Source organism: Mucilaginibacter sp. (genome assembly GCF_965277465.1).
Classification (GTDB): domain Bacteria; phylum Bacteroidota; class Bacteroidia; order Sphingobacteriales; family Sphingobacteriaceae; genus Mucilaginibacter.
Window position 1 is genome coordinate 2,191,534 of sequence record NZ_CBDICW010000002.1, and the last position, 21,032, is coordinate 2,212,565.

At 50.0% G+C, this 21,032-nt stretch carries 18 protein-coding genes; 5 read left to right on the plus strand and 13 right to left on the minus strand.

The annotated features are described in order from the left end of the window. Positions 1–7 precede the first annotated feature (7 nt). Genes ACQY4U_RS21895 through ACQY4U_RS21905 form a run of 3 tightly spaced genes read right to left on the minus strand, consistent with a single transcriptional unit; the run spans position 8 to position 4,942 of the window. Positions 8–3,229, minus strand: a complete 3,222-nt coding sequence (locus ACQY4U_RS21895) for a SusC/RagA family TonB-linked outer membrane protein (protein WP_428331597.1) — start codon at positions 3,227–3,229, stop codon at positions 8–10. A gap of 33 nt (positions 3,230–3,262) precedes the next feature. Continuing rightward, positions 3,263–4,606 carry a TlpA family protein disulfide reductase gene (locus ACQY4U_RS21900; RefSeq protein ID WP_428331598.1) on the minus strand — a complete coding sequence of 448 codons (1,344 nt, stop codon included), beginning with the start codon at positions 4,604–4,606 and terminating at the stop codon, positions 3,263–3,265. A 48-nt stretch (positions 4,607–4,654) separates the two neighbouring features. After that, a complete protein-coding gene (locus ACQY4U_RS21905; protein ID WP_428331599.1) occupies positions 4,655–4,942 on the minus strand; it encodes a hypothetical protein in 288 nt (95 codons plus the stop codon). A 651-nt stretch (positions 4,943–5,593) separates the two neighbouring features. Here ACQY4U_RS21905 and ACQY4U_RS21910 point away from each other — a divergent pair. Next, positions 5,594–6,151 (plus strand): helix-turn-helix domain-containing protein, encoded by a 558-nt coding sequence (locus ACQY4U_RS21910; RefSeq protein ID WP_428331600.1) that lies wholly within the window; start codon positions 5,594–5,596, stop codon positions 6,149–6,151. Positions 6,152–6,477: 326 nt separating this feature from the next. Here ACQY4U_RS21910 and ACQY4U_RS21915 read toward each other — a convergent pair whose 3' ends face one another. From ACQY4U_RS21915 to ACQY4U_RS21940, 6 genes are all read right to left on the minus strand, one after another. Continuing rightward, the gene (locus tag ACQY4U_RS21915) at positions 6,478–7,731 is read right to left on the minus strand and encodes a recombinase family protein (protein ID WP_428331601.1); all 1,254 of its coding nucleotides are present in this window, start codon (positions 7,729–7,731) and stop codon (positions 6,478–6,480) included. 9 nt (positions 7,732–7,740) lie between these two features. Continuing rightward, positions 7,741–8,046 carry a recombinase family protein gene (locus ACQY4U_RS21920; protein WP_428331602.1) on the minus strand — a complete coding sequence of 102 codons (306 nt, stop codon included), beginning with the start codon at positions 8,044–8,046 and terminating at the stop codon, positions 7,741–7,743. Between the two features lie 33 nt (positions 8,047–8,079). Continuing rightward, a complete protein-coding gene (locus ACQY4U_RS21925; RefSeq protein ID WP_428331603.1) occupies positions 8,080–8,256 on the minus strand; it encodes a hypothetical protein in 177 nt (58 codons plus the stop codon). Positions 8,257–8,486: 230 nt separating this feature from the next. Continuing rightward, complete coding sequence (locus ACQY4U_RS21930; protein WP_428331604.1) at positions 8,487–9,527, minus strand: hypothetical protein; 1,041 nt, start codon at positions 9,525–9,527, stop codon at positions 8,487–8,489. Between the two features lie 4 nt (positions 9,528–9,531). Next, the gene (locus ACQY4U_RS21935; RefSeq protein ID WP_428331605.1) at positions 9,532–10,824 is read right to left on the minus strand and encodes a hypothetical protein; all 1,293 of its coding nucleotides are present in this window, start codon (positions 10,822–10,824) and stop codon (positions 9,532–9,534) included. 11 nt (positions 10,825–10,835) lie between these two features. Then, positions 10,836–11,144, minus strand: a complete 309-nt coding sequence (locus ACQY4U_RS21940) for a hypothetical protein (RefSeq protein ID WP_428331606.1) — start codon at positions 11,142–11,144, stop codon at positions 10,836–10,838. A 147-nt stretch (positions 11,145–11,291) separates the two neighbouring features. Here ACQY4U_RS21940 and ACQY4U_RS21945 point away from each other — a divergent pair, with 147 nt between their 5' ends. After that, positions 11,292–11,534, plus strand: a complete 243-nt coding sequence (locus ACQY4U_RS21945; protein ID WP_428331607.1) for a hypothetical protein — start codon at positions 11,292–11,294, stop codon at positions 11,532–11,534. Positions 11,535–11,543: 9 nt separating this feature from the next. Here ACQY4U_RS21945 and ACQY4U_RS21950 read toward each other — a convergent pair whose 3' ends face one another. From ACQY4U_RS21950 to ACQY4U_RS21965, 4 genes are all read right to left on the minus strand, one after another. Beyond that, positions 11,544–14,321: an HD domain-containing protein gene (locus tag ACQY4U_RS21950; protein ID WP_428331608.1), complete on the minus strand. Its 2,778-nt coding sequence runs from the start codon at positions 14,319–14,321 to the stop codon at positions 11,544–11,546. 111 nt (positions 14,322–14,432) lie between these two features. Next, positions 14,433–15,473 carry a hypothetical protein gene (locus tag ACQY4U_RS21955; RefSeq protein ID WP_428331609.1) on the minus strand — a complete coding sequence of 347 codons (1,041 nt, stop codon included), beginning with the start codon at positions 15,471–15,473 and terminating at the stop codon, positions 14,433–14,435. Then, positions 15,470–16,360, minus strand: a complete 891-nt coding sequence (locus ACQY4U_RS21960) for a hypothetical protein (protein ID WP_428331610.1) — start codon at positions 16,358–16,360, stop codon at positions 15,470–15,472. Before ACQY4U_RS21960 ends, ACQY4U_RS21955 begins: the two co-directional genes overlap by 4 nt. After that, the gene (locus ACQY4U_RS21965; RefSeq protein ID WP_428331611.1) at positions 16,357–17,343 is read right to left on the minus strand and encodes a hypothetical protein; all 987 of its coding nucleotides are present in this window, start codon (positions 17,341–17,343) and stop codon (positions 16,357–16,359) included. Before ACQY4U_RS21965 ends, ACQY4U_RS21960 begins: the two co-directional genes overlap by 4 nt. 364 nt (positions 17,344–17,707) lie before the next feature. Between ACQY4U_RS21965 and ACQY4U_RS21970 the strand changes: the two genes are divergently transcribed. The 3 genes from ACQY4U_RS21970 to ACQY4U_RS21980 are packed head-to-tail and all read left to right on the plus strand — an operon-like array spanning position 17,708 to position 21,032. Then, a complete protein-coding gene (locus tag ACQY4U_RS21970; protein WP_428331612.1) occupies positions 17,708–19,051 on the plus strand; it encodes a KAP family P-loop NTPase fold protein in 1,344 nt (447 codons plus the stop codon). Next, the gene (locus tag ACQY4U_RS21975; RefSeq protein ID WP_428331613.1) at positions 19,036–20,232 is read left to right on the plus strand and encodes a hypothetical protein; all 1,197 of its coding nucleotides are present in this window, start codon (positions 19,036–19,038) and stop codon (positions 20,230–20,232) included. The genes ACQY4U_RS21970 and ACQY4U_RS21975 overlap by 16 nt, the downstream gene beginning before the upstream one ends. An 11-nt stretch (positions 20,233–20,243) precedes the next feature. After that, positions 20,244–21,032 (plus strand): hypothetical protein, encoded by a 789-nt coding sequence (locus ACQY4U_RS21980; protein ID WP_428331614.1) that lies wholly within the window; start codon positions 20,244–20,246, stop codon positions 21,030–21,032.

A 21,032-nucleotide genomic window follows, 5' to 3' on the forward strand; every position in this document is an offset into this window, starting at 1 on the left:
TTAAAGGTTAAAAATCAGCTTTGATACCCAGGGAAAGGGTGCGCGGTGCAGGGATCCCGGAGCCGTAGTCCGGGTCGAGGTTCCATTTGTTAGCCCGCCAGATAATCCCGAGGTTCGCGGCATAGGCATACAGCTGCAGGTCCTTGAAAGGCAGCCAGCGCTGGTGGTTCCTGTCCAGGAGGTAGCCGATGCGAAGATCCTGCAGGCGGATATTACCGGCATTGCCGACGGTAGCCTGCGAATACGTATAGAACTGGTCACGGTTCGGGTCTGCCGGGTAGTCCAGGGAGGGTACACTGGTCTTTTTCTCATCCCCGGGCTGCTGCCAGCGCAGGCTGTAATCGCTGTTGCCGAGCCAGCCGGAGAACAGGCTGGTATAATTGATACTGGCCTTGCGAAAATAATAACCGAGCTTATAGGTCAGGTTGGCGGAAAGGGAAAGCTGGTGCCAGGTAAAGGTGTTCCTGAGGGCACCGAAGTAAACGGGTATGGCAGAGCCGTCATAGTGCAGGCTGCCCAGCGTACTGTTCAGGATGCTGTTATAGTCGCTACTGATGACACCGTTGAGATAACCGCGCGGGTCGCCGGTTTGCGGATCGAGGCCCGCCCATTTGAAGCTGTACAGGGCATATACATCTCTGCCGGGTACGGGGTTGAGCGAAAGCCCGGTGCTGACATACAGGCTGGCAACGGACAGGTCATTGTCGTAACGGGTAACGGTATTGCGGTTATAGGAAAAAAGCAGGGTGGTGTTCCAGCCCAGTGGTCCAACGAGGTTGCGGCTGTTGAGCTGGAGGTCAATTCCTTTGCCCTTGATACTGGCGCTGTTAATGGTCAGGGTGCTGAAGCCGGTGGTAAAGTCTACGGGTGCTGGGCTGATCAGGTCTTTGGCGTCCTTGCGGTAATAGTCGAGCGTCCCGGTGATGCGGTCGCCGCGAGTGCTGAAGTCCAGGCCGATATTGGTCATGCCCACCTTTTCCCAGCGCAGGTCCGGGTTCGGGGGATTAAGGACATAAGCATAAGGGGTATGGGTATAATTATTGGTCGGTACATATCCGATGGTGGTATAGGCTGACAGGCTGTTATCAACGTTACCGCTATAGCCATAAGTGATCCTGAGCTTCAGGTAAGGAACGGCGGACCAATGGTAAAAACTTTCACTGGAGAGGTTCCAGCCCAGCCCGGCTGACCATAAGGGCACCCCTTTCTGGTTGCTGTTCACACCAAAGAGGTTGGAGCGGTCCTTGCGGGCGCTGAGGGAGACCAGGTATCGCTTATCATAGGTATAAGCCGCATTGGCGTAATAAGAAACATAGCGGTTCAGGATATTGCCAAACTGTACCTGCGAGGGGATGGTACCGTCATTGCCGATCCCCTGGTAATAAGGAAAAGTGGTCACTTCGTCCACATTGGTATAGGTGAGCAAAGAAGGGTTATAGCCATACGAGCGGGAGCTGTTCAGGTAGGTATTGTTCTGCCTGATCTCCGCCCCTGCTATAGCGGTCAGCTGGTGTTTGCCGGACCAGAGGTTATCGTAATTCAGCTGCCCGCGGGCATCATGGGCAACCAAGTGCGTTTGGGTAAGGTCCATGATCCCGCCATAGGGCACGGGCGTGGTGACCGAGCCGGTACCGGGATCGATCTGCGTATAACCATTAACCAGGTTACGGGTATAGTAAGTATCAGGGCTGTAATACTGGTTATTGTTCCCTGCGGAGTTCTCATACTGGTATTTGGCTTCGGCGCTCAGGTGCGGGCTGAAGGTATACTTAAAGCCAAGGTTGAGCAGAACGTCCAGCGTGCGGGTGTGGTTGTCGGCCAGTTGTGCTTCCTGCAGGGGGCGGTATTTCCAGTCCTGCAGTTTGCCGCTGCCGGTGGTATCTATATAGCCGAGGCGATAGTCCTTGACGACGGGCAAAGGGTTACCGGCCGCATCAGCCAGCTGGGCATAGGGATAAATGGCGGATTTACCTGCGGGGACCAGTTGGCCATAGGCGTATGGGGAAAGCGAATTCTGGTCGGTAGCAGCGGTTGACGTATACTGGATACCGGCAAGGATCTCGGCATTTTTAAAGGGACGGATGGTATTGCTACTGCGAAGGGTCACACGGTCATAGCCGCTGTTGACCAGGCTGTTCGCATTCTGATCATATCCTGCTGAAAAGAAGTAAGTAGCGAGCGGGCTGCCCCCGGAAAGGGAAAGGGCGTGCTGCTGGTTCAGACCGTTACGGTAGATATATTTCTCGTAGTCGTTGCGGACGTCATGGCTGCGGAAGGCATTGATCTGCGCATCAGCGGCAGCGGCGCTGATCAGGCCATTCCGCTCCTGGTCCAGCAGCTCTACCACGGGGGATACCGGCGGCCGGGAATAGGTATTGGACAGGTCATCATCATAAAAGCCTTTGCTGAAAAGCATCTTCTCGACGTCGATAAAATCGGAGCTGCTCATCTGCGGAAGGTAGAACAGGTTGGGCTTTCCGGTAAAGGTGACGTTGCTGTTGAGGCTGACCTGCAGGGGCTGGTTATAGCCGCCTTTTTTGGTAGTGATCACAATAACGCCGTTGCCTGCGCGTACGCCCCAAATGGATGCCGCTGCGGCATCCTTGAGCAGGGTCACGCTGGCCACATCGTTGGGATTGAGGTTAGTGATATCCCCGTCATAGGGAAAGTTATCGACGACGATCAGCGGGGAGGTATTGGCATAGATGGAGCCGATCCCGCGGATCGTCAGGGAACTCAGGGGATCAGCCCCGGTACGTTTATCAAATAAAGTGGCTGTCGTCACCCCATCGAGCCGGCTGAGCACATCGGTACCGGTACTGCGGTTAAAGAGCTCATTGCTGACGCGCTCAAAGGAGCCTGTCGCCCGCTCCCGGGGCAGGGTCTGGTAACCGGTGGAGACCATCACCTCTTTGAGCTGGGTCTGCTCCTGCTGCAGGCGGATCAGGATTTTCCCGGTAAAAGAACGGACGCTGAGCTGTACGGGCTTGTACCCGATATAAGAAATCAGCAGCTCGGCCCCGGCCTTCACATTCGTAAAACGGAAGCTACCGGAAGCGTCAGTTAGGGTATGCTGTTTGGCGGGGAGCAGCAGGACTGATGCACCGGCCAAGGGCAGGCTGTCTGCGGCACTGACCACCCTGCCGGTCAGCGACTGGGCAAATGATTGCAGCGGCGCCAAGAAGGCGCAGCTGCTGAGAACAAAACAAATGATTACATATTTTTTCATGTAAGGACAGGTTAGGCAAGCTTGGTAAATAGATTAATTGGCTTTGGCGGCATCACTGAGGATAAAGAACTCCGGCTCGAGCTGCTTTTCCCGCAGGATGAGCCCGAAGGGCTTAAGGGCAGTGTTGAGCGCAGAAGTATCCGAGAAGGAGCTGATGGGGAGCCGCAGGTCAACATTCCCATTGATGCCGGTATTGTCGATGGCAGGCAAGCCGCCGGGCAAATCGTTGAGCTCCCAGATCACGTTGGACAGGGAGGCATTGATAAGCTCTTTCACCCCTTGATGACTGTGCAGGGTATTGGTGGGTACCCCGCCTTTGGTGCTGACCATAGAAGTATCACTACCGATCCGTTCCAGGGAAAGCCCCAGGGTCTTTTTTTTCTCCATGCGACCGTTCAGGTGAAAGAATTTATTGAGGTCGGCGATCATGGCAGCGCGGATCTGCGCATCGCTGAGATCCGCGGACAGAACGGTTTCGTAGCACCACATGTGGCGCTGGCGCCAGGCGTCGCGGTAAGTGCCGGGCGGTACACGTACAATGGACTGGTCAGTTAGCTCAAAGTCCTGAAGGGTCTTTGGAAAATAAAGCAGGTGATCGGTCGCCAGCATATAAAACTGCAGCACCGGGAAGTTGTACATAAACAGGCGGATGGTATGTTTGATCGAGTCTACGGAGATCCCGAATTTGGGGGCTACGCCGGGTTTATAGACACTGATGGCGCTGTAAAAGACAGGCGGCGTACCGGCAAATAAAGGCTTGTTATAATCAAATGCGGCCAGGTCCGTTTTAACGGGCAGGCTGATATCCCTGTGGTGCAGTATAGCTTCGATGTTCTTTTCGGTCACATATTCCGGTTCGGTGATGGCTCTGACCAGGCCGCCGGGTTCTATCCATACTTCATGGGAAAGGATGCGGTGCGGGAACAGAGCTTTCAGGGCAAGGTCCTCTGTGGCCACGGGTAATTTCAGCGCACGGCCAATCGGGTTACGCATCAGAAAGGAACGGACAATGGCCGCCTTTTCATAAGAAACGCAGATGATAGCAATACTGTCGCCGAACCTGGCTTGCAGGCTGTCAAGGCGCGGCAAGGCCCGCACGCAGGAGCCGCAGTTGGTGGCCCAGAAATCGAGGATCACCAGCTTGCCGCGCAAAGCGGCCAAACTAATGGTAGCAGCATCATTATTGATAATATGCGGGATCGCCACTGATGGCACCCTATCCCCTACCTGTAAACCGGTGACCAAGTTAGCAGCAATATTATTATTAGCAGAAGTAACCGGACTACCAGAAACGCCGGCAGTTTTTGTATTTTGAGCCTGTACATACACCCAAAAAAAAGGGCATAGGAATAGCAGGAGGCTTATTTTTAGCTTCATTTGAATTAGATTAACCGTGAAATAAAAGGAGAATTATTACGATAACAGCTACCCGGGATCCGCGCCTGCGGGCTTGCCGCAATAAGGGCAGTTGACCATGCTTTCCACCTGGTTAAGTGCATCTATGACGGTAACGAGGTCTATCAAACCATCAAAAAGAATGGCCATACCTTCCAAACTCTGATCGGTAACGCAAGCATTGCCGAGGGTATATTCCCTAAAGAATTTCCATAGCGATTCCTGCACCGCAAGCGGCGTATAAGCACTAAAGAAAGCGCTAATCACCTGCTGTGGTGTTTGACCATACTCCCGCATATTGATAATAACTGCACCCATAAAGCAAAAAACAAAAAAAAGATGGATTAAAGCCTGAACAAAGACCAAGGCGGTCCGAACTGTTATCATAAAACAGAATAAGGCAACCGGAAAAAGCATTAACTATTAACTGACCCGGTTGCCTTATTCAGAGGCTCACTCAGGAGATTTGATAATGTTTTTAATGGGATTTTGAAGAGATTGAGAAATGATGCTCAAAAAAGAGAAATGAAGAAAAGGGAAATAATATTTAAAATTATTTTCAAACAAAAAACATTTTTTCTTTTTGATACACTCCATATTCTTCCGTTATCTTCTATGATACCGAAAGACATAAGGTAGGGTCGCCCTTTACACTTATTCTGCCGAGATGGCGTAGGACGGCCACCGTCCTAAAACGGCCGAACACAGAATAAGCAGGCGACCCAAATCCTTATGCTACGCAAAGATAGCATAGGAAGTGAGTTCTTACCTACTCTTGTGTTCTGAACGTCCTACTTTTCTCCACAAGGTCTTTCGATAAATTTTACTCAATCCTAAGATTGCATTTATAATCTAATATCTATAAGCGATTTATTTAGTTTAAACGAAGATAAAACTTTGATTTAATATATACAAATAAACAGTTATATAACTTCAGATTAATATATACAATATTTATTCATTTGACTTATGATTAAAGATAAGTCTGATAAAGAAAAGAAAAAATACAAGGTATCTAATATTACAGAATTGCTTGGTAAAAAGCTAAAAGGAAAGAGACTACAATTAGATTATTCATTGAGTGATGCTGGTGATTTAACAGGGTTTTCTACTTCAACTATAGTGGATATAGAAAATGGTGTTACATCAGACATAAATTATTACATAGCCTACGCTCAGGCTCTTTATTTTATACTATCAGAACTTTTTAATGTTGACATCACTTACGGTCCTAGATACACCCTTTCGTCAAAGAAAGAAGCTCGTATTTTCCTTACATACAATATCAAAAAATTATATTCAAGCAATAACTTTTTCGCAGAGAAGAAATCAGTTGCTTCTGTTGCAGAAAAATTGTTTGAATTAAAAATTATTGATATAATCAATCCATTTATAAGAACTCGGATTTCTGGCGTTCTCCTAACTCTCGTTGATGAAAAGATGCTATTTATTGTAGAAAAAAAAGGTCGCAATAATTTATATCTAAGTACAATAGTTAATAATAAAGACTCAGTTAACGAATCATAGCAATACAACAGAAATTATTCCTTCCGGAAATAGAATTAAGTTAACAAGGTTAAGGGGTTTTGATTAGAAAAAATTCAGCCGTCATTTTAAGTCATGAGTTACTTCTCATTGAGTTAGGATCAAAAGTTGAGCCTAGAACATATTTCCTTAAGGTATTTGGTCAACTTAAATTAAACAACCCTGAAATACAAGAAAAACTATTTGAATAAGAAAAGCAAAAAAGTAGAAATCAAAAAGATATTAAATGGTAACTAAATAACTTCTTAAATTCATATTAATTTAATTTTTGAAGGGTTTAAGTTTATCCATTACTAAAATTGTTATATCTATATCTTTTCGGAGTACAGGTGTTCGATTCCCCTACGGGCCACCCCACGGGAAGATTTGAAAACCTTCAAGTCTTCCCGTATTTTTTTGCCCTTTAACGCCTTGTTAACCAATAAGAAAAGAGACAGCGGTTCGCTTACCGCGGGTGTTCGAAGTAACGTTCCGTCAAAATCCATTTTTTCAGAGAACATCGAACTTATTAAGTGTCGCTTCATTGAAACATCCTGATCCCTGTAGTACTGAAGCAAGTTACTATGCCTGCCGACAAAGGCCTCCATCAAGCCGTCAATCGACCTGTTTTCTGCCCGCTTTGGCAAGTCGGTCAGCCTGCTTTCCAACCTTGCTATTTTATCCGCACATTCCTTTTTAATCGCCTTGTAATCAGCCTCATCAATTACGTCCTTTAACAGTTTTCGCCTGGCTGAAGAAAGAATTTGTTCCTGCTCTTCCAGTTCCTGCATCAACTGTTTACGATCCGTTTGACCACCTTTATTGGTATGATTAAATTCATCCATAACGATCATTTTAAACAATTCCGCAGCTACCGGATTTAATGAAAAGAGTTCTAATTCGGTCTCGAAGGCTTGATTTAGCTTATTTACCGGGTAACGAACATTGCATCCCGCGTAACAATGGTAATACCAGTACCTCGCCGTTTTGCCTTTAGATACACTGCCAGTTAAAACCTTTCCGCATTTGCAACATCTTACAAATCCCCGCAAAGGAAAGTCGTCAGGTGTTTTTATGGTAGTTGGGATGGTTTTCCTATTGTTGCCATTAATAATGTCCTGAACCTCGTAAAATAAGCTCTCGTAGATCAATGGCTCGTGCATGGCCTTGACAAACTTGATCTCTTCGCCGTCATAGGGCGCTACCACAATGATCCCGCAGTAGACAGGATTTCTGATCAGCCGCCAGAAGTTTTGTTTGGAACAATCAAAGACCCGTTCGTTAATCAATTTCCGAACCTGATCGGCATGATAAACCCCTTTTGCGATCTCCTCAAACGCCTGCCGCATAAATGTAGCTTCCGGCTCTTTTGGTGCAATAGATTTACGGCCGTCCGGGTGAGACAGATTAATGTAACCTTTTGGTGCGGTGGCCATCCAGCGCCCTGCCAGCTTCGCCCTTCGCATACCGGTCATTACATTTAATGCGCGGCGTGTATTTTCTGCCTCCGGGATCGACAAGTACACAGCCAGCATTACCGTACTTTCAGGAATAGAAAAATCAATTGGCTGATCGATTGCCATTGCCTGTACCTAGAACGAGCGCAGCAACCCCAGCATTTGATAAGCATATTCAATATTCCGGCTAAAACGGTCCCACTTAATAAACAAAACATTTTCAGCCTGCTTGTTTTTGCGTGCCTTCAACACGGCTAAAAGCTTTTGCCACGCAGGTCTCTTAAAGTTTTTGGCGGAGTAATCTTCGCGGTAGATCCCACGGACTACAATATTGTTCATTTCACAATGGCGGAGCAGGCGTTCTTCCTGTTCAGGTAAGGAATAGCCTTTTTTGCGCTGCTCATCTGTACTGACACGTACATATAAATAAGCTGAATTCATCAGATAATAACTTGAAAAACAGACGGATAATAATCAATCTTTCTTCTCGTTAAGGTATTGATGCATAGCTAATTTAGCTAATAAATACAGGAAATCCAAAATTTCTTTTGCATCCTGCTCGTTACATTCGATACCATTTTCCTGCAGTACCTGAATAACCTGGTACGGTTTGACATTTCTTTCTTTTGTTGGGCGGGTACGGAAATCCATACGCAATAATAGAAATCAAGGCCGTCGTTTACGGGGGGTAAACCGGGGGCACCCCGAAAATTAGAAAAGCTTTTAAATTATTTTTCTTATGTGATATAACCGTGCCATTATTGTTTCCGCCCTGATCAATTCGATTTCAGGTTTTTTCTGTACCAACTCACTAACCAGGGACTTTTTTCGCTGCTTCAAAAACTGACGGGTAGGCGTCCGGGCGAGTTCCGGCAGCGCTATCAGGCCCTTGGGGCCGAGAACAAGAATATTCCTCTGTCCCGTTCCAGGTAATCCTTAATAAAATAAGAGATCCAGAACCAAAGCTTGATATCAGCCGGGGTGTCACCGGGCACCTCGTACTCCGTGAACTCCTCCATGTAGTGCGGAAGCAGGCTTTCAAAATGGACCAGCGCCGCTTGTTTGATCTTTAGCGCGAAAGGGTTCTGAAAAATAAAGATCGCATTATTTTCCAGCGTCCAACTACTGGAAACCGTTTTATCAAAAAAGCGGTGGTGCTTATCGTACTGGTTGGTGAATACGACGGCATCGACCAGCTTGTAAGTCGAACGGTCAGCAAAGGAATCATCCATAAAAAGTCCTTCGGGACCATAGAGGTAATAGAACCACTTTTGCATATCGTCGGCATTGTCGCAGCCCACCAGCAGGATATTCAATTCCTTTTCACCGGCATCGGGGTTGAATTTATCATGGGCGCCCTGCAGGTAGGTCATCAGGTTATAGTCCATATTTTTCACGGGGACCTGTGGCTTGGGGTCCTCACCCTGCAAAGCCAATCCTTCGTTAATGGCAGCAGTGATAGCCGCGATCGCCTCCTCGCCGCGATCTGGCAGTCGGCCGATGGTGCCGTATTTGAAAGCGTCTACCCCCTCGATCTCGTCTTTATTGCCAAAAGCTGCGCATTTTACCTCCACGTTGAAAATATAACCGGCATCTTCGAAGCGGCAGTCGACATCCTTTTTGCTGCCCGGCCGGATCTTGGCTTCGGTCCGGAAACCGGTTGGGAAACGCTCACCAAAGAACCGGGCGACGGCCGTCTCTACGGCGCATTGTATAAAATTCTTTTCATCGAAAGGCAGGTCGCGCAGGCCCATTTTCTGGGTCGCCCAGACCTGGTATTCTTTTTTGCTGAGCAGGCCCTTCGTGACGGCGGCAGCGGTCAGGAATTCCTGGTAATATGTTCCGTTCTCGGTCTGGGCTTTAACGAGATAATCGTCCGTATGGGCGGAGATCGCATTGATCTGATCTTTGAGTTCCTGCATTTCGTTATTTTGCGCCTAAGTTATACTGAACGGACAGGAATCCAAACAAATTTGATTTCTGATCATCGTATTTCAAGGTCAGCGGGATGGCCACCTTATCCGAAATATTGAGCGTCAGGCTAAGCGCTGGCGACCAGGCCGAGCGCTTTTCGTCCTTGTACAGTTCACCTTTAGTGATCCTGTCATATTCGAGGGCGAATTTGAGTTCTACGGGCGAGGTTTTGGCATAGTTCTGGTTCCAGAACGGGCTGAGCCAGTCCAGGCTAAGCGTGGTCTTCCACTGCTGGCGCTGAAAGTTGACATTACGCAGGGTGGTATCATTCTCCACGGAATAATTGGTCTTGGCGGTATAGGAAAAATGACTGCCCTTACCAAAATAGCGGGCATAGTTCAGCTCGGCGTAATAACCCTGCATCCGCTTCTCGGCAAAGTTCTGGATCAGGTTGGCTACGGCATTCAGCTGCGGTGCTTTTTTGATGAAGTTGGCGGTGAGCTGCTGCATAATATCGTAGACCTGGTTAGCCTCGAAGATGAGCATTTCGTCCATCAGTTTGACCTCCGCCGGACTGAAAGTTCCCGGTACGGTAGTAGGTAGATTGTAATGGCTTTTGGTGGCATCGAGATAGCCGTCATAAGTTCCCTCGCCGGTGATCGCTGCAGGCAGGCTACCTTGGGCATCGCGGAGCTTGAGCAGCAAGACATATTTGTATTCCGGCGCCAGGTATTTCAGGTCTGCCGCGGCGATCTTGCCGGAGTCGACGGCGGCAGCGAACTTACCGGCCATGTCGAATTCGAAATCGCTGATCTGCCGGCCGCGGTCCGCCATCGGGTACTGCGTAAGCACGTAATCGCGCGCGCCTGCCAGCCCGGCCAGTGCGGTTCGCAGGGCCAGAAAACGCTGGACATTGGGATCGTCGTCGATCCTTTTCTTCCATTTGGCCAGGCTAAAATTATTCAGGATCGCCACAGTAAATCCAACGTTCAGGCTGTCGTACTTGGTGATATCAGTGCCCTTGGTCACCGGCGTAAAATTAAACTGGACGTATTTGAAGCTGTTTCCCTTAAATCCAAGCTTATCCAGCGTCGGATTGATGGAAAAACCATTGGCGGTATTGTTCATAATACTTCCGGCGTAAGCCACGAAATCCCAAAAATTCTTTTTGGTGTCGCTGGATACACTGCTGGCCAATTGTTGCTGGCTGATCTGGTAATATTTGGGTTGGGTTTGCTGTGCCTGCGCGCCCAGCGCGCAGCACAGTAACAGTGCGGTCAGGCACCGAAATGATTTTTTCTGCATGGCGGTAACGTTTAAACGGTCAGTAAAAAGTTCTGCTGGAAGCTGCTGGCCGGATGTGCCGGGTCGGTGGCCAGTTTCCCGGGGCTGACTTTAAAGGCCAGGCTGCCGCTGCTGATCACGATGAGCTTGATGGTATAATCACCGGTGGGCAAGTCCAATGGCCAGCTTTGATCGCCTGATAAACTGGGGATCTGGTAATAATCGACCAGTCGGCCGAGTACGGGCAGCGGGAAAACACCGGTGCCGTCGGTGCGTACGATGGTAAAACTGAAGGTGCCGACACCATGGTCGAATTTTGCGGAAAATTGCTGTTTGGCCATAAGGGTAAAGGTTGAAGGATGTAAGCCTGAAAAATTGTGATATTTTCTTTAACTGTCTAAAAATAAGTAATCTATATTATTATTTAGCACGTTTAAAAAAATAATGTGACGGGCGCACCTTATCTTTGGCGCTTACAAAAAAAGGAAATGGATCAAAAATTACGGCTGAATCTGGAATATATCGGAAAGGTCTTCGGACTGGCCGGCGATGACGAATTTATCGCACAGCTCCTGAGGGATATACCGGAGCACAGCATGCGCTTTGTGCTGGAGTCGGTCAAAGACGATGACCTGGCAGCCTACCTGGAATTCTTCGAAGGGATGCAGGAATATGAATGGTGCCGGGTGATCGCGCTGGTCATGACCGAACGCAGGGCGGCACCCCGGTAAACCGGCAGTTTACCCGGCCTCAGCCTGCGTACCTCCAAAACTATCGATATCAAAAGGCTGGTCGTCATCCAGCCCGATCCAGCGCTTGATACCGGCCTCGTATTTTTTATATATGGTCTTCCGGTTGCTGCGGGCAGGATTAATGATCACCATCACCGGTTCTTTGATCAGCTCACCGTGCTTGTTCCGGTAGACATCGATGATGGGCATCCATTTCGTCAGGGTAACTAAACTTTCCGCCGCGACCTCGCTTTCCGGAATACCCCAGGATGCTGCGATCGCCCGGATCGTCAGGCCGAGCATGGAATAATGGTTAACCTCGTTATCGTATTGGGGTCTTCCCTGCTGGAGCAGCAATGTTTCGTCCCGCCATAATTCTTCGCCGGCGCCCCGGCGCTGGTCGACTTGGTGCGAAGGCGCTGATAATTGTGCGCACAGGATACCCGGCAGGATCTGGTGGGCCATTTCGTCATCACGGACAACGAACCGCAGCAGGACATGATCGCCGTGGTCCATCGCCGCCAGTTCGTCATAGGTCCTCCAGCCTTCGGTACTGTTGGCCACGGGCAGCTGCCTTGGCTGAAAGCCCAGGCTATAGAGTAAAGCGCAGATCTCGATCTTTTCGCCTTCAGCGAGCTTGCCGTCTGCTACGACCAGTTCATATTGCCGGGCCAGCCAGGGCTGCAGTTCTGCATAAGAACAGACCGGGAGGGCGTAATCCCGGGATACCACATCGTTTTTGCCCAGCCAGATCCCGGGGAAGCGGCTGAGCTCGCTTTGTCTGAGGCCGCCAACGGTTACTGCACCATAGCCGCTGTAGGAGTTGTTGGAAGGTTTTCGTTTCACGAGGGTTGCCCTGGCGATCAGTTCCTGCCCGTCAGTACGGTAGATCGGGCTAACGAAGCGGGAGATATAGGTTAATCGCTCGAAGTTCCAGCCGGTTTTGGTTCCAGGTCCGAAACCCGATAACCGGTTCAACAATGTCAGCGGTTCGATATCCCGCCAGTCGTTGGCATTTAGAATACGTACCGGTTGCTCGCTTTCAAATTTGGAGACCAGGTCCACCGGGAGTGCCGGGGCGATCCGGCGGCAGGCATAGGCTAAAGGGTCCGCGACCTCAATGTCCCCGAGTTCAGCGACCCGCTGGTAGATCCTTTTCATCAGGTTATTTTCTCTGGAAGCCAGCCGGATCAGGGTTCCGCTTTCCAGCCGCTCTTCGCCCTCGGCCGGGGTCTTTAAGATAGGGTTCGTTGCCAGGCCGTCCTTGATCTCCAGCACCAGGGTAGTCGCGCCACGGGTGACCGGTTTGGTAATGATCTGGATAAAGTCCGCGATCATAAAGACCGAGAAGAAACCAATACCAAAGTTACCGACCGGCTGGAATCCGCTCCATAGCAGGCCCGGGTGTTCACCGCGCAGCAGGTTGCTTTTCCAATAGGAATTACCGAAATCCAGCAGACCGTATAACAGGGCCGAGCGGGACATGCCGATGCCATTGTCCTCGATCTCCAGCCATTCCTGACCGGACTTAGTATACAAGCGCACCCGGACCTGGCCCTGGTGATCGTTGGCGTAGAATTTTTTGGCCTGCAGGGCGTCCGTGGCATTCTGGATCAGCTCGCGCAGGGGCACATCGGCCCGGTTCCCGTACAGCTGCCTGCCCCCGAACTTATCGATGATATTGCGGATGTCCGAGATCTTGAACTGCGTATCGGCCGGCTCCCAGTCCTCTGTTTTGACGTAGGTAGCAAAGCGCGCCGGTGTTTCGACGCCCCTGACGCCGCGGGCGGTGAAGCGATCTGTTCCCAGATCCGCTAAAAGATTATCGACCGCTTGCAGTTCTTGGTCGATCGAGCGGATGGTCTGGTAAGCCAGCCACCAAGCTTCGTGATCGGCGTATTTAAAGGTGCTGTGCGACTCGAAGGTGATGCGATCCCCGCTGCAGGCCGCGCGGCTGAGCTTGTGCTGGAAGGTCCAGTGCTGTTTGGACAGCCCGGCAGGTTGGAGTATGGCGAAGGCCAGTGTCGGCGCGCGGCGGTCGTCGATATGGATATAATCCGCCAGGCGCAGCAGGCAGGAGAGTTTGATATTGTTGACCGACCATTCAGCAGGAAAAGAGGTCGGCGCGGGACTGATCACCTGGCGATCAAAAAAGGTTCGGATCTCGTCGACGCTCCACCAGTGGCTTTCGGAGATCAGGCCGATCTTATCGCCCAGCTTAATGCGCAGGTCGCTTTGCTCAATCAGATAAATGACCTGCTGGCCGAAGTTCCAGGACCGATGCGGCAGCTGTCTGGCCTTAAAGGCATGGAGGTCGCGCAGGCGGGTGCTGAGCGCTGCCAGTTCCAATTCAGGCGGTACCTGCTGGTAGTCGGCCGATTCCGGATCGCGCTGTAAATGGGCGCGCAATCTGTCAAACAGGATATCCTGATATTCTTTGGAGCGCTTCAGCTCCGGCAGTTCTTCGTCCCAGAGCGCGAGCGCCATGCCGAGGTCATGAAAAAGCACGGCGCAACCGAATACGTAAGCCTCCACCGGGTTGAGCGACAAGGTTTCGCCGCCGATGGTTTCGGCGGTTTCCCATAAAGCGTCCAGGTGGCTGGTATCGTGAAGGGTCAGGCCTGGCTGGGATTCCCGGACGAAGCCGGCGATAAAATCGGCTTTCTTACGGATGTCCTTGAAACTGGCGCGCAGGATCTCTACCGCTTCCGGTTGTTGCAGGGCATAAGGCGACTGCTCGCCGAGGGTTTTTTCCCAGATCGTAGAATTAAAAATTGTGCTGCTCATGGCTGATCGGTTTACGCTGGCCGTAAATTTATTAAAAAGTTGGCTCGCTTGTCTGGATCACTGTTTTAAATTATCATGGGACAGAACCTAGTACCTCATTGACGAGCTGATTTAAGGCTGGGTATAAATGCTATAGACCTGATGGCTGATCGCTTCGAGGAGGACGATAAAACTGTAATTCGAAGTTGCAATCTTAGGGAACACCACGGTTTTGAGATCGAATCCGGAATAGCTGCTGACGCCATCCACGACGAGCAGCAGGCCGCAGCGGTCGATCGGCGAGGCTTCGATATAGGTGGCGTAACGCGCTTCCTTGGCATCGATCCGTTTTTGGAGCAGGGTCTCAAATTCCCCTTTAGAAATATAGGTCTCGCCCAGGTTGACGTCCAAGCGCGGCTCTGGGTTGGGCAAATAAGAGACTTCGGCGATATAGGCGGGTTTTTCAGCCGGCTGCCCGTTAATGACGGAAACAACATAGGCCGCAATCTCGCGGGTGATGGTCTCCCTTTCGACCGGGCTGAATTTCCCGTTCCGGAAAAAACGTTCAGCGATGACCGGCTGGCTGTCATCGATAAAAACATTGACGCTGCCGTACAGCTGGGGCTGTTCGCGCAGCAGCAATTCATGGGCGGCGCTGACGAATTCCCGGAGATAATTTAGCGCCTGTTTGGCAGCCGGGTCGATCAGGCGGGTATGCTCGATGCCCAGCAGGCCCTTCGCGTCACGGAGTAAAAAGTCCGGGTACAGCAATGGTGCATCCGGTACGACCAGTTCCAGCCCGGAATCCGAATCAATGAGGTAGCGGCCGATATCCGTCAGCTCTTCGTATTTATCTTTAGTAGCACGACCCTGCGCATCCAGGAAGTCCCGGTAAGGCTGGATCAGCGCCGAAACGGCCAGCCAGTTGTCGCGCTCAAAGATCATCTGCCCGGCAATAGCTTCGACTGAAAGGTGATCATAACCGGTCGCTGCCGCGATCCGGGCCTTCAATTCTTCCGGCGAGCCCGGGTTGGAGATCTTGACCGTGGTCCTTTGGACCAGGGTACCATCCGCCGCGCGGGGGATCCAGCCGAACAACATACCGATGGCCCGGTCCCGGTCTGCTGGCCTGAGGCTGTCCAGGAATTCCAAAAGGGTTTGCTGCTGTTTCATTTGACTAATACCGGGTCGATCTCCGCCAGTGACTTCCTGAATTCTTCGATCAGCCGGCGCAGCGATACCGCATAGGCATAAAATTCAATGTCCCGATGGGTCTGGACACCGAAGAGCAACTGGAGCCTGGCGCTCAGGAAACGGATAACGTCGATATCCCGCTGGTAATCGTCCAGCAATTTACGCTCGGCCAACCCTGTGACCGCAGCGGCGAGGTCCTGCTCGATGCTGTCATAGGTATCGATCACGACGCGGCCGTTTTCCTTTGTCAATAATTTACTGAACGTGTAGGAGGCGCCACTGAACAGGCCGCCGAGCTGGATCTGGTAAGCTTTCATTTGTTGATTGATCTTGGTAATAAAATCCGTTTGTGCATCTTTTAGGTACAGTATCGTAATTGCCGAATTGTCGGCTACGATCTTTTGCAGGGAGATATGAGCACTGTTGATGTCGCCCGAGCATTCCCAATTGATGATCTTGATCAATTGGCGCGGCCTGTCCGTAATGTCAAAGAAATGCTGGGAGAATACCCCTTTCCTGCCGAGTTCGGAAGGATGGCCGAAAGCCTGGTTGCGCAGTTCACGGATCGCGCTATACTTACTCTCGTGCGGTTTGATCTTGGTGCCAAAAAGCGCTGCATATAAATTAAAGGTACAGTCCTGCTCGATATAAATGGCCTGCATGATCCCGATGGCCTCCAGGTGGTTGACGCTTCCAAGTGCTGCGTATTCGGTCTTGGCCCTTTGCAGGTCGTTCAGGTTCGTCAGTGAGGCGCACAAGGTATCCCAGACCATGGCGTCACCGATATATAGCCCTTCGATGACCGGGGTATTGATCCGGTCAAAGAACCAGCCAGTCAGTTTTTGTATCTCTTCTTCAGCGGTCATAGGGAACTGAGGGTTTCGGCATAGGACAGGATGTTCAGGGAAATTGTTTCGTCGGTAAAGAGTTTACCCCGGTCGCTGAACCCGGCAAAGAGTATAGCCTCCTGGAGCTCGGTCGCTGTTTTAAAGTCGGTATGGAGCAACTGCACGATCGTGCGCGAGATCAGCGAGCGCAGATAGGGATGATATTCCCTGACCAGCTGGTATTTATAGGCATCCCCGTGGACGATAGTCGAGCGGAGTTTATAGATCTTATTGATGTTCTGGAAAATAATGCCGGCCACATGCGCGTTATCGGCGCAGATCAGCGCCACGGTCCGCCGGATCCGGTAGGAAAGCTCGCTCGTACCGTCGACCACAGTCTCTAAGGCCATGCCTAAACTGATAAAGGACATGTGCAGCGGCACCGGGCTGAAGCTATTGCTATAGGCATCGATCGCGACCCGCAGGTATTTCAGCTCACCGATCTTCTGAAAATACAGGCGGATAAAATCATTGATCAGAGAGATCTGCTTGGGGTCCTTTTGAAAATAAAGATAATGGTCGTACCGGTCCTTGCCAGATGTATAAAAGTGATAGTGTGCCGAGCCCGCCCACTCGATCGTGCCGGCCGAAACATCCAAATCAAAATCCGCTACTGTATGAATATCCAGGTCCGAGGGGAACAGCAGCCGCAGCACTTCCACGCAGCGGTAAAAGGCGCCGTCCTCCAGGGGCCGGGAAAAATCCTTAGGCAGCAGGACATGGATATATTCCGGTTTATCGATCATCTTTTCGGCGTCTTTGAGGATCATGTTATACAAAGCATAGTAATCCTCATGCACCGGCGGGTATTTGGCCGATCGCTTTTTCAGCGCCGCCGGGCGCTTGAGGTTATAGCAAACCAGGTTCACGGCGGAAAAGTCCAGTTTCGACAGGTCCGCGAAAGAACCGGCCAGCAGACAGGCCTGGAGGAGGACGGGGTCAGTTTGGGTTGAGACGGTCATGATGTAAGTTAAATGAAATTACATAAAGATACGCAGGCTGCCATGCAGGTCTAAAGCCATTCCTTGACAATTTCCAATAAATATGTTTAATATTAATTTTTTTATCCCTAACATTCAGTTTAAACGCTTGAATGTCAAAATACAGGCAGCGTACGGACCAGGAATTGCTTGCCTTTGCTAAAGCAAGAGAACAGGGCCGCCTTTGCGGAAATATATGACCGGTTGGCGCCGAAACGCTATTACCAGATCAATTAAATGCTGCGCGACACCGGAGCGGCTCGCATGGTGCTAAAGGCATAGTCTTTTTTTGTGCACAACAGGCTTGCAGGGTATATATTTGTGGTATCTTGGTTACCTGAATCTTATGAAACCACCCATAGCCTTCAAAAAGAATTATCCCTTTGCCCTGTGGCTTTTTTGCTGCCTCGCTTTATTCCTTTTCTTTCGCCGGCCGGTGGACGGTGTGCTGGATACCCTGCTGGTCAAGCCGCTCTTGTCGCGATTTGAGAATACGTTATTTGATAATGCCGTGTTGATGCTGCTATGCGTGGGTATAGCAGTCTGGCTTTACCATTATGGCAGCGGTAAATTGGTTAAGGTTATTGGGTTGTTGACGCTCTTTTTATATGCCTTGATGCGCACTGACATTTACTGGCAATTCCAGTCCTCCAGGCTTTTTCCAGCGCTTAAAAACTGGGATTTTGTCGCAGCGGCTTTGATCGTTCCGGGAATTATTGCTGTTTTTTTGCGTAAAGGTGTGGCTAACCATGGCTACCAGCCGGGAAGCTTCATTGAAGAACGTGCCATTGAATCCGGTAGCGAGGATACTTTTCAGCGCTCGTCCGTGGCAGCTGAAGTTGCGCGCCGGATCAGTATTACGCCGAATGTCAGGTCATTTGCGATTGGTATCCTGGGTGAGTATGGCAGTGGCAAGACTTCTTTTATTAACCTGATCAAGAGCCACCTGGATCCCGAAAAGACGGAAATTCTGGACTTTAATCCCTGGAGCGCGGAAGGCGCTGCGAATATACAACGGGATTTCTTTGACCAGTTGTCGGCCAGATTGTATGTGCTCAATCCCCGCATTGCCAATTTGATCGTTGGTTACTCGCGAAAATTGAGCCGTACGGATTCTTCATTTACGAAGCTGGTGAGGGAGGTTGGCCTGGCCGGCAGCCTCTTCACCAGAAAGACCTATACTGACGATTTTGAACGGATCAACCAGTTATTGGAGAACTCCGGCAAAAAGATCGTCATTACCATTGATGACCTCGACCGTTTGTACAAAGACGAAGTGATGGAGGTATTGCGCCTTATCCGCAATACGGCCAACTTTAGCAATATTTTCTATCTCGTGGCTTATGAGCGGAGCTATATCGATGAGGCCATCAAATCGGTCAATGCGAATGTGGCCGGCAGCTTTTTGGACAAGATCATCCAGCTGGAAATACCGCTGCCGAAGCGGGAAAAGGATGACCTGCTCGATCTGCTGGAAACTTACCTGGCGCCCTTTGTTACCGCCGAACACCTTGATGCCTACAAAACCCATATTGTGGACACGGGCTTTTGCAACAAATACAATTTTGCGTTTGAGCGGGTGTTCCGGCAATCCAGGGACGTCATTAAGTTCATCAATAATTTTAAGATCACCTATCAGCTCTTGGGCAGCGAGGTGATGTTTGAGAACTGTTCGTGCTGGAGCTCCTGAAATTTCGGTTCCCGCTGATCTACGACCGCTTGTTCGAGCACCGTGACGACTTTATCCGTGACTTTCCTACAATGAGCTCCCATGAGGCCTTTTACGAACTGCGCACCTATAGCGAAGATAAAGAAGAATTGCCGTTCATCCTGCGCACGTTGCGCAGTGAGCATTATTACAGCCAAGCGGACATTACGCTGATCGGCGGACTGCTCAATAACCTGTTCTTTAAGTTTGACCGCTCAAAAAAAGCCAGGAATGCCATTATCTACCCGATGTTTTTCGAGCGCTATTTCCGTTACCGGCTTTCCGGCAAAGAACTATCGGAAAAGACCTACCGCGCAGCGTATGACGGTGGCCTGGCGGCTATCAAAAGCTTTATCGATGAATGCGAACAAAAGAACCTGCTCACTGAGCTGGGCAGGCGCATCCTGCAGGAAAAACCCGACGATAAAGAGGCTTATGAATTAAAAGTTCGAAGCCTGTTTTATCTCGGCCCCAAATATATCGCGCAAAAGGGCAGGTACGCCATTGACCACCAGGCGATCACCAACCTGATCTGGAACTATGACCATAACCTGGATAAACAGTTTTATAAAAAGGACGAAGCCGCTTTTCGCTCCTTTGTCGACAGCTTGTTTACCGGGGCGGTGTTTCCTTACCAGTTTGAGCATGAACTGCTTTATCATGTCAAAGATGGCGTCAAGGACATTACGCTGGGCCGGGAAAGGATCGTGGAACTCCAGACCCATTATTTTAGGGAGCATGTGAAGCAGGCCGGGTTGACCAAAGATGCCGTCTTTATGTTCTGGTGGACGAAGTATAAGGAGTTTGTGCCTTTGCCGGACAATCCGAACCTCGGAAATTACCACGAGCACATTGAAAAACCCATTGTTGTGGCGATGAAGTCCTTCCTGCCGGAATATGATCCGTTCCAATTCCTGAAGTACACCATCAAGCACGATATCCGCGATAAGGATATTTACTTCCTGCAGCCCATCATGCTCGAAATATTCGATGATCCGGAAGAGCTGCGGGCGCTGGTTGCGGGGCATGCTTTGCTGCCTGCAGACATCAAAGCCGAGTACCTCGCCTTATTCGATGCCTGCAAAAAGCAGAACTTTAAGGGCTGGGTGGAATTTGAGCTGAACACCGCGCTGAAGGCAGTCCGGAACAGGGAAGAAGACTAAGAATAAGATTGATGAAAAAAGATCAGGTAACAGAGGCTGCTATTTCCATGGCCAAATCAGCATTCAGCGCCATTCCTTTTGCCGGGGGTGCGCTGAACGAGATCGTATTTGATTACCGGAGCAGGCTCAAACACAACCGGTTGAATAGTTTCGTGGAATTGCTTTCAGCTTTCTTTACCGGCCATCCGGATATAGACCCGGAGCGACTGAAAACGGAAGAGTTCAGCGACCTTTTCGAATCCGTGATCCGCAGGGTTTTGCAAACCAAATCCAAAGAAAAACATCTGCGTTACCGGGATATTTTGACCCGGCAGATCCTTTACCCCGCCAGCGAAATAGAGAGTGCCGAGATCTGTCTGGAACTGATCAGCACGCTGGACGAAATGGCCATCAAAATCCTGCAGGAACACCATGTGTACGGCAGCCATTATGCTGCAATCAACCCAAAAAGACAAGTCCTGCTCGATAAAATAAAGATCGACGGGGAACAGTTCAACGACCTGAAACGGGATTTTAATACCCACCAGGTGCAGATCGGCAAACTGGACACCCGGATCAAAAAGAACCAGGCCAAAGTAGAAGTCTATAATACAACGGTACTCAATCTTCAAAAATTCAGGGAGGCTGAATTTTTCGGGCTGACCGATGCGGAATACCTGTATTACAAACAGACATTGTATGCCAAAGGCTTGCTCATTGATAAAGGCATTGGCACACATGGCGGCAGCAAAACATTTCACTACATGTGGCTCACCGAGTTTGGCGAGCGGTTTTTAGATTTTATAAGATTAACTTCGTAA

What these genes read in the sequence shown, in the direction of transcription:
- ACQY4U_RS21895 (WP_428331597.1), bottom strand. Translation starts at nt 3,229, where the DNA reads ATGAAAAAATATGTAATCATTTGTTTTGTTCTCAGCAGCTGCGCCTTC.
- ACQY4U_RS21900 (WP_428331598.1), bottom strand. Translation starts at nt 4,606, where the DNA reads ATGAAGCTAAAAATAAGCCTCCTGCTATTCCTATGCCCTTTTTTTTGG.
- ACQY4U_RS21905 (WP_428331599.1), bottom strand. Translation starts at nt 4,942, where the DNA reads ATGGGTGCAGTTATTATCAATATGCGGGAGTATGGTCAAACACCACAG.
- ACQY4U_RS21910 (WP_428331600.1), top strand. Translation starts at nt 5,594, where the DNA reads ATGATTAAAGATAAGTCTGATAAAGAAAAGAAAAAATACAAGGTATCT.
- ACQY4U_RS21915 (WP_428331601.1), bottom strand. Translation starts at nt 7,731, where the DNA reads ATGGCAATCGATCAGCCAATTGATTTTTCTATTCCTGAAAGTACGGTA.
- ACQY4U_RS21920 (WP_428331602.1), bottom strand. Translation starts at nt 8,046, where the DNA reads ATGAATTCAGCTTATTTATATGTACGTGTCAGTACAGATGAGCAGCGC.
- ACQY4U_RS21925 (WP_428331603.1), bottom strand. Translation starts at nt 8,256, where the DNA reads ATGGATTTCCGTACCCGCCCAACAAAAGAAAGAAATGTCAAACCGTAC.
- ACQY4U_RS21930 (WP_428331604.1), bottom strand. Translation starts at nt 9,527, where the DNA reads ATGCAGGAACTCAAAGATCAGATCAATGCGATCTCCGCCCATACGGAC.
- ACQY4U_RS21935 (WP_428331605.1), bottom strand. Translation starts at nt 10,824, where the DNA reads ATGCAGAAAAAATCATTTCGGTGCCTGACCGCACTGTTACTGTGCTGC.
- ACQY4U_RS21940 (WP_428331606.1), bottom strand. Translation starts at nt 11,144, where the DNA reads ATGGCCAAACAGCAATTTTCCGCAAAATTCGACCATGGTGTCGGCACC.
- ACQY4U_RS21945 (WP_428331607.1), top strand. Translation starts at nt 11,292, where the DNA reads ATGGATCAAAAATTACGGCTGAATCTGGAATATATCGGAAAGGTCTTC.
- ACQY4U_RS21950 (WP_428331608.1), bottom strand. Translation starts at nt 14,321, where the DNA reads ATGAGCAGCACAATTTTTAATTCTACGATCTGGGAAAAAACCCTCGGC.
- ACQY4U_RS21955 (WP_428331609.1), bottom strand. Translation starts at nt 15,473, where the DNA reads ATGAAACAGCAGCAAACCCTTTTGGAATTCCTGGACAGCCTCAGGCCA.
- ACQY4U_RS21960 (WP_428331610.1), bottom strand. Translation starts at nt 16,360, where the DNA reads ATGACCGCTGAAGAAGAGATACAAAAACTGACTGGCTGGTTCTTTGAC.
- ACQY4U_RS21965 (WP_428331611.1), bottom strand. Translation starts at nt 17,343, where the DNA reads ATGACCGTCTCAACCCAAACTGACCCCGTCCTCCTCCAGGCCTGTCTG.
- ACQY4U_RS21970 (WP_428331612.1), top strand. Translation starts at nt 17,708, where the DNA reads ATGAAACCACCCATAGCCTTCAAAAAGAATTATCCCTTTGCCCTGTGG.
- ACQY4U_RS21980 (WP_428331614.1), top strand. Translation starts at nt 20,244, where the DNA reads ATGAAAAAAGATCAGGTAACAGAGGCTGCTATTTCCATGGCCAAATCA.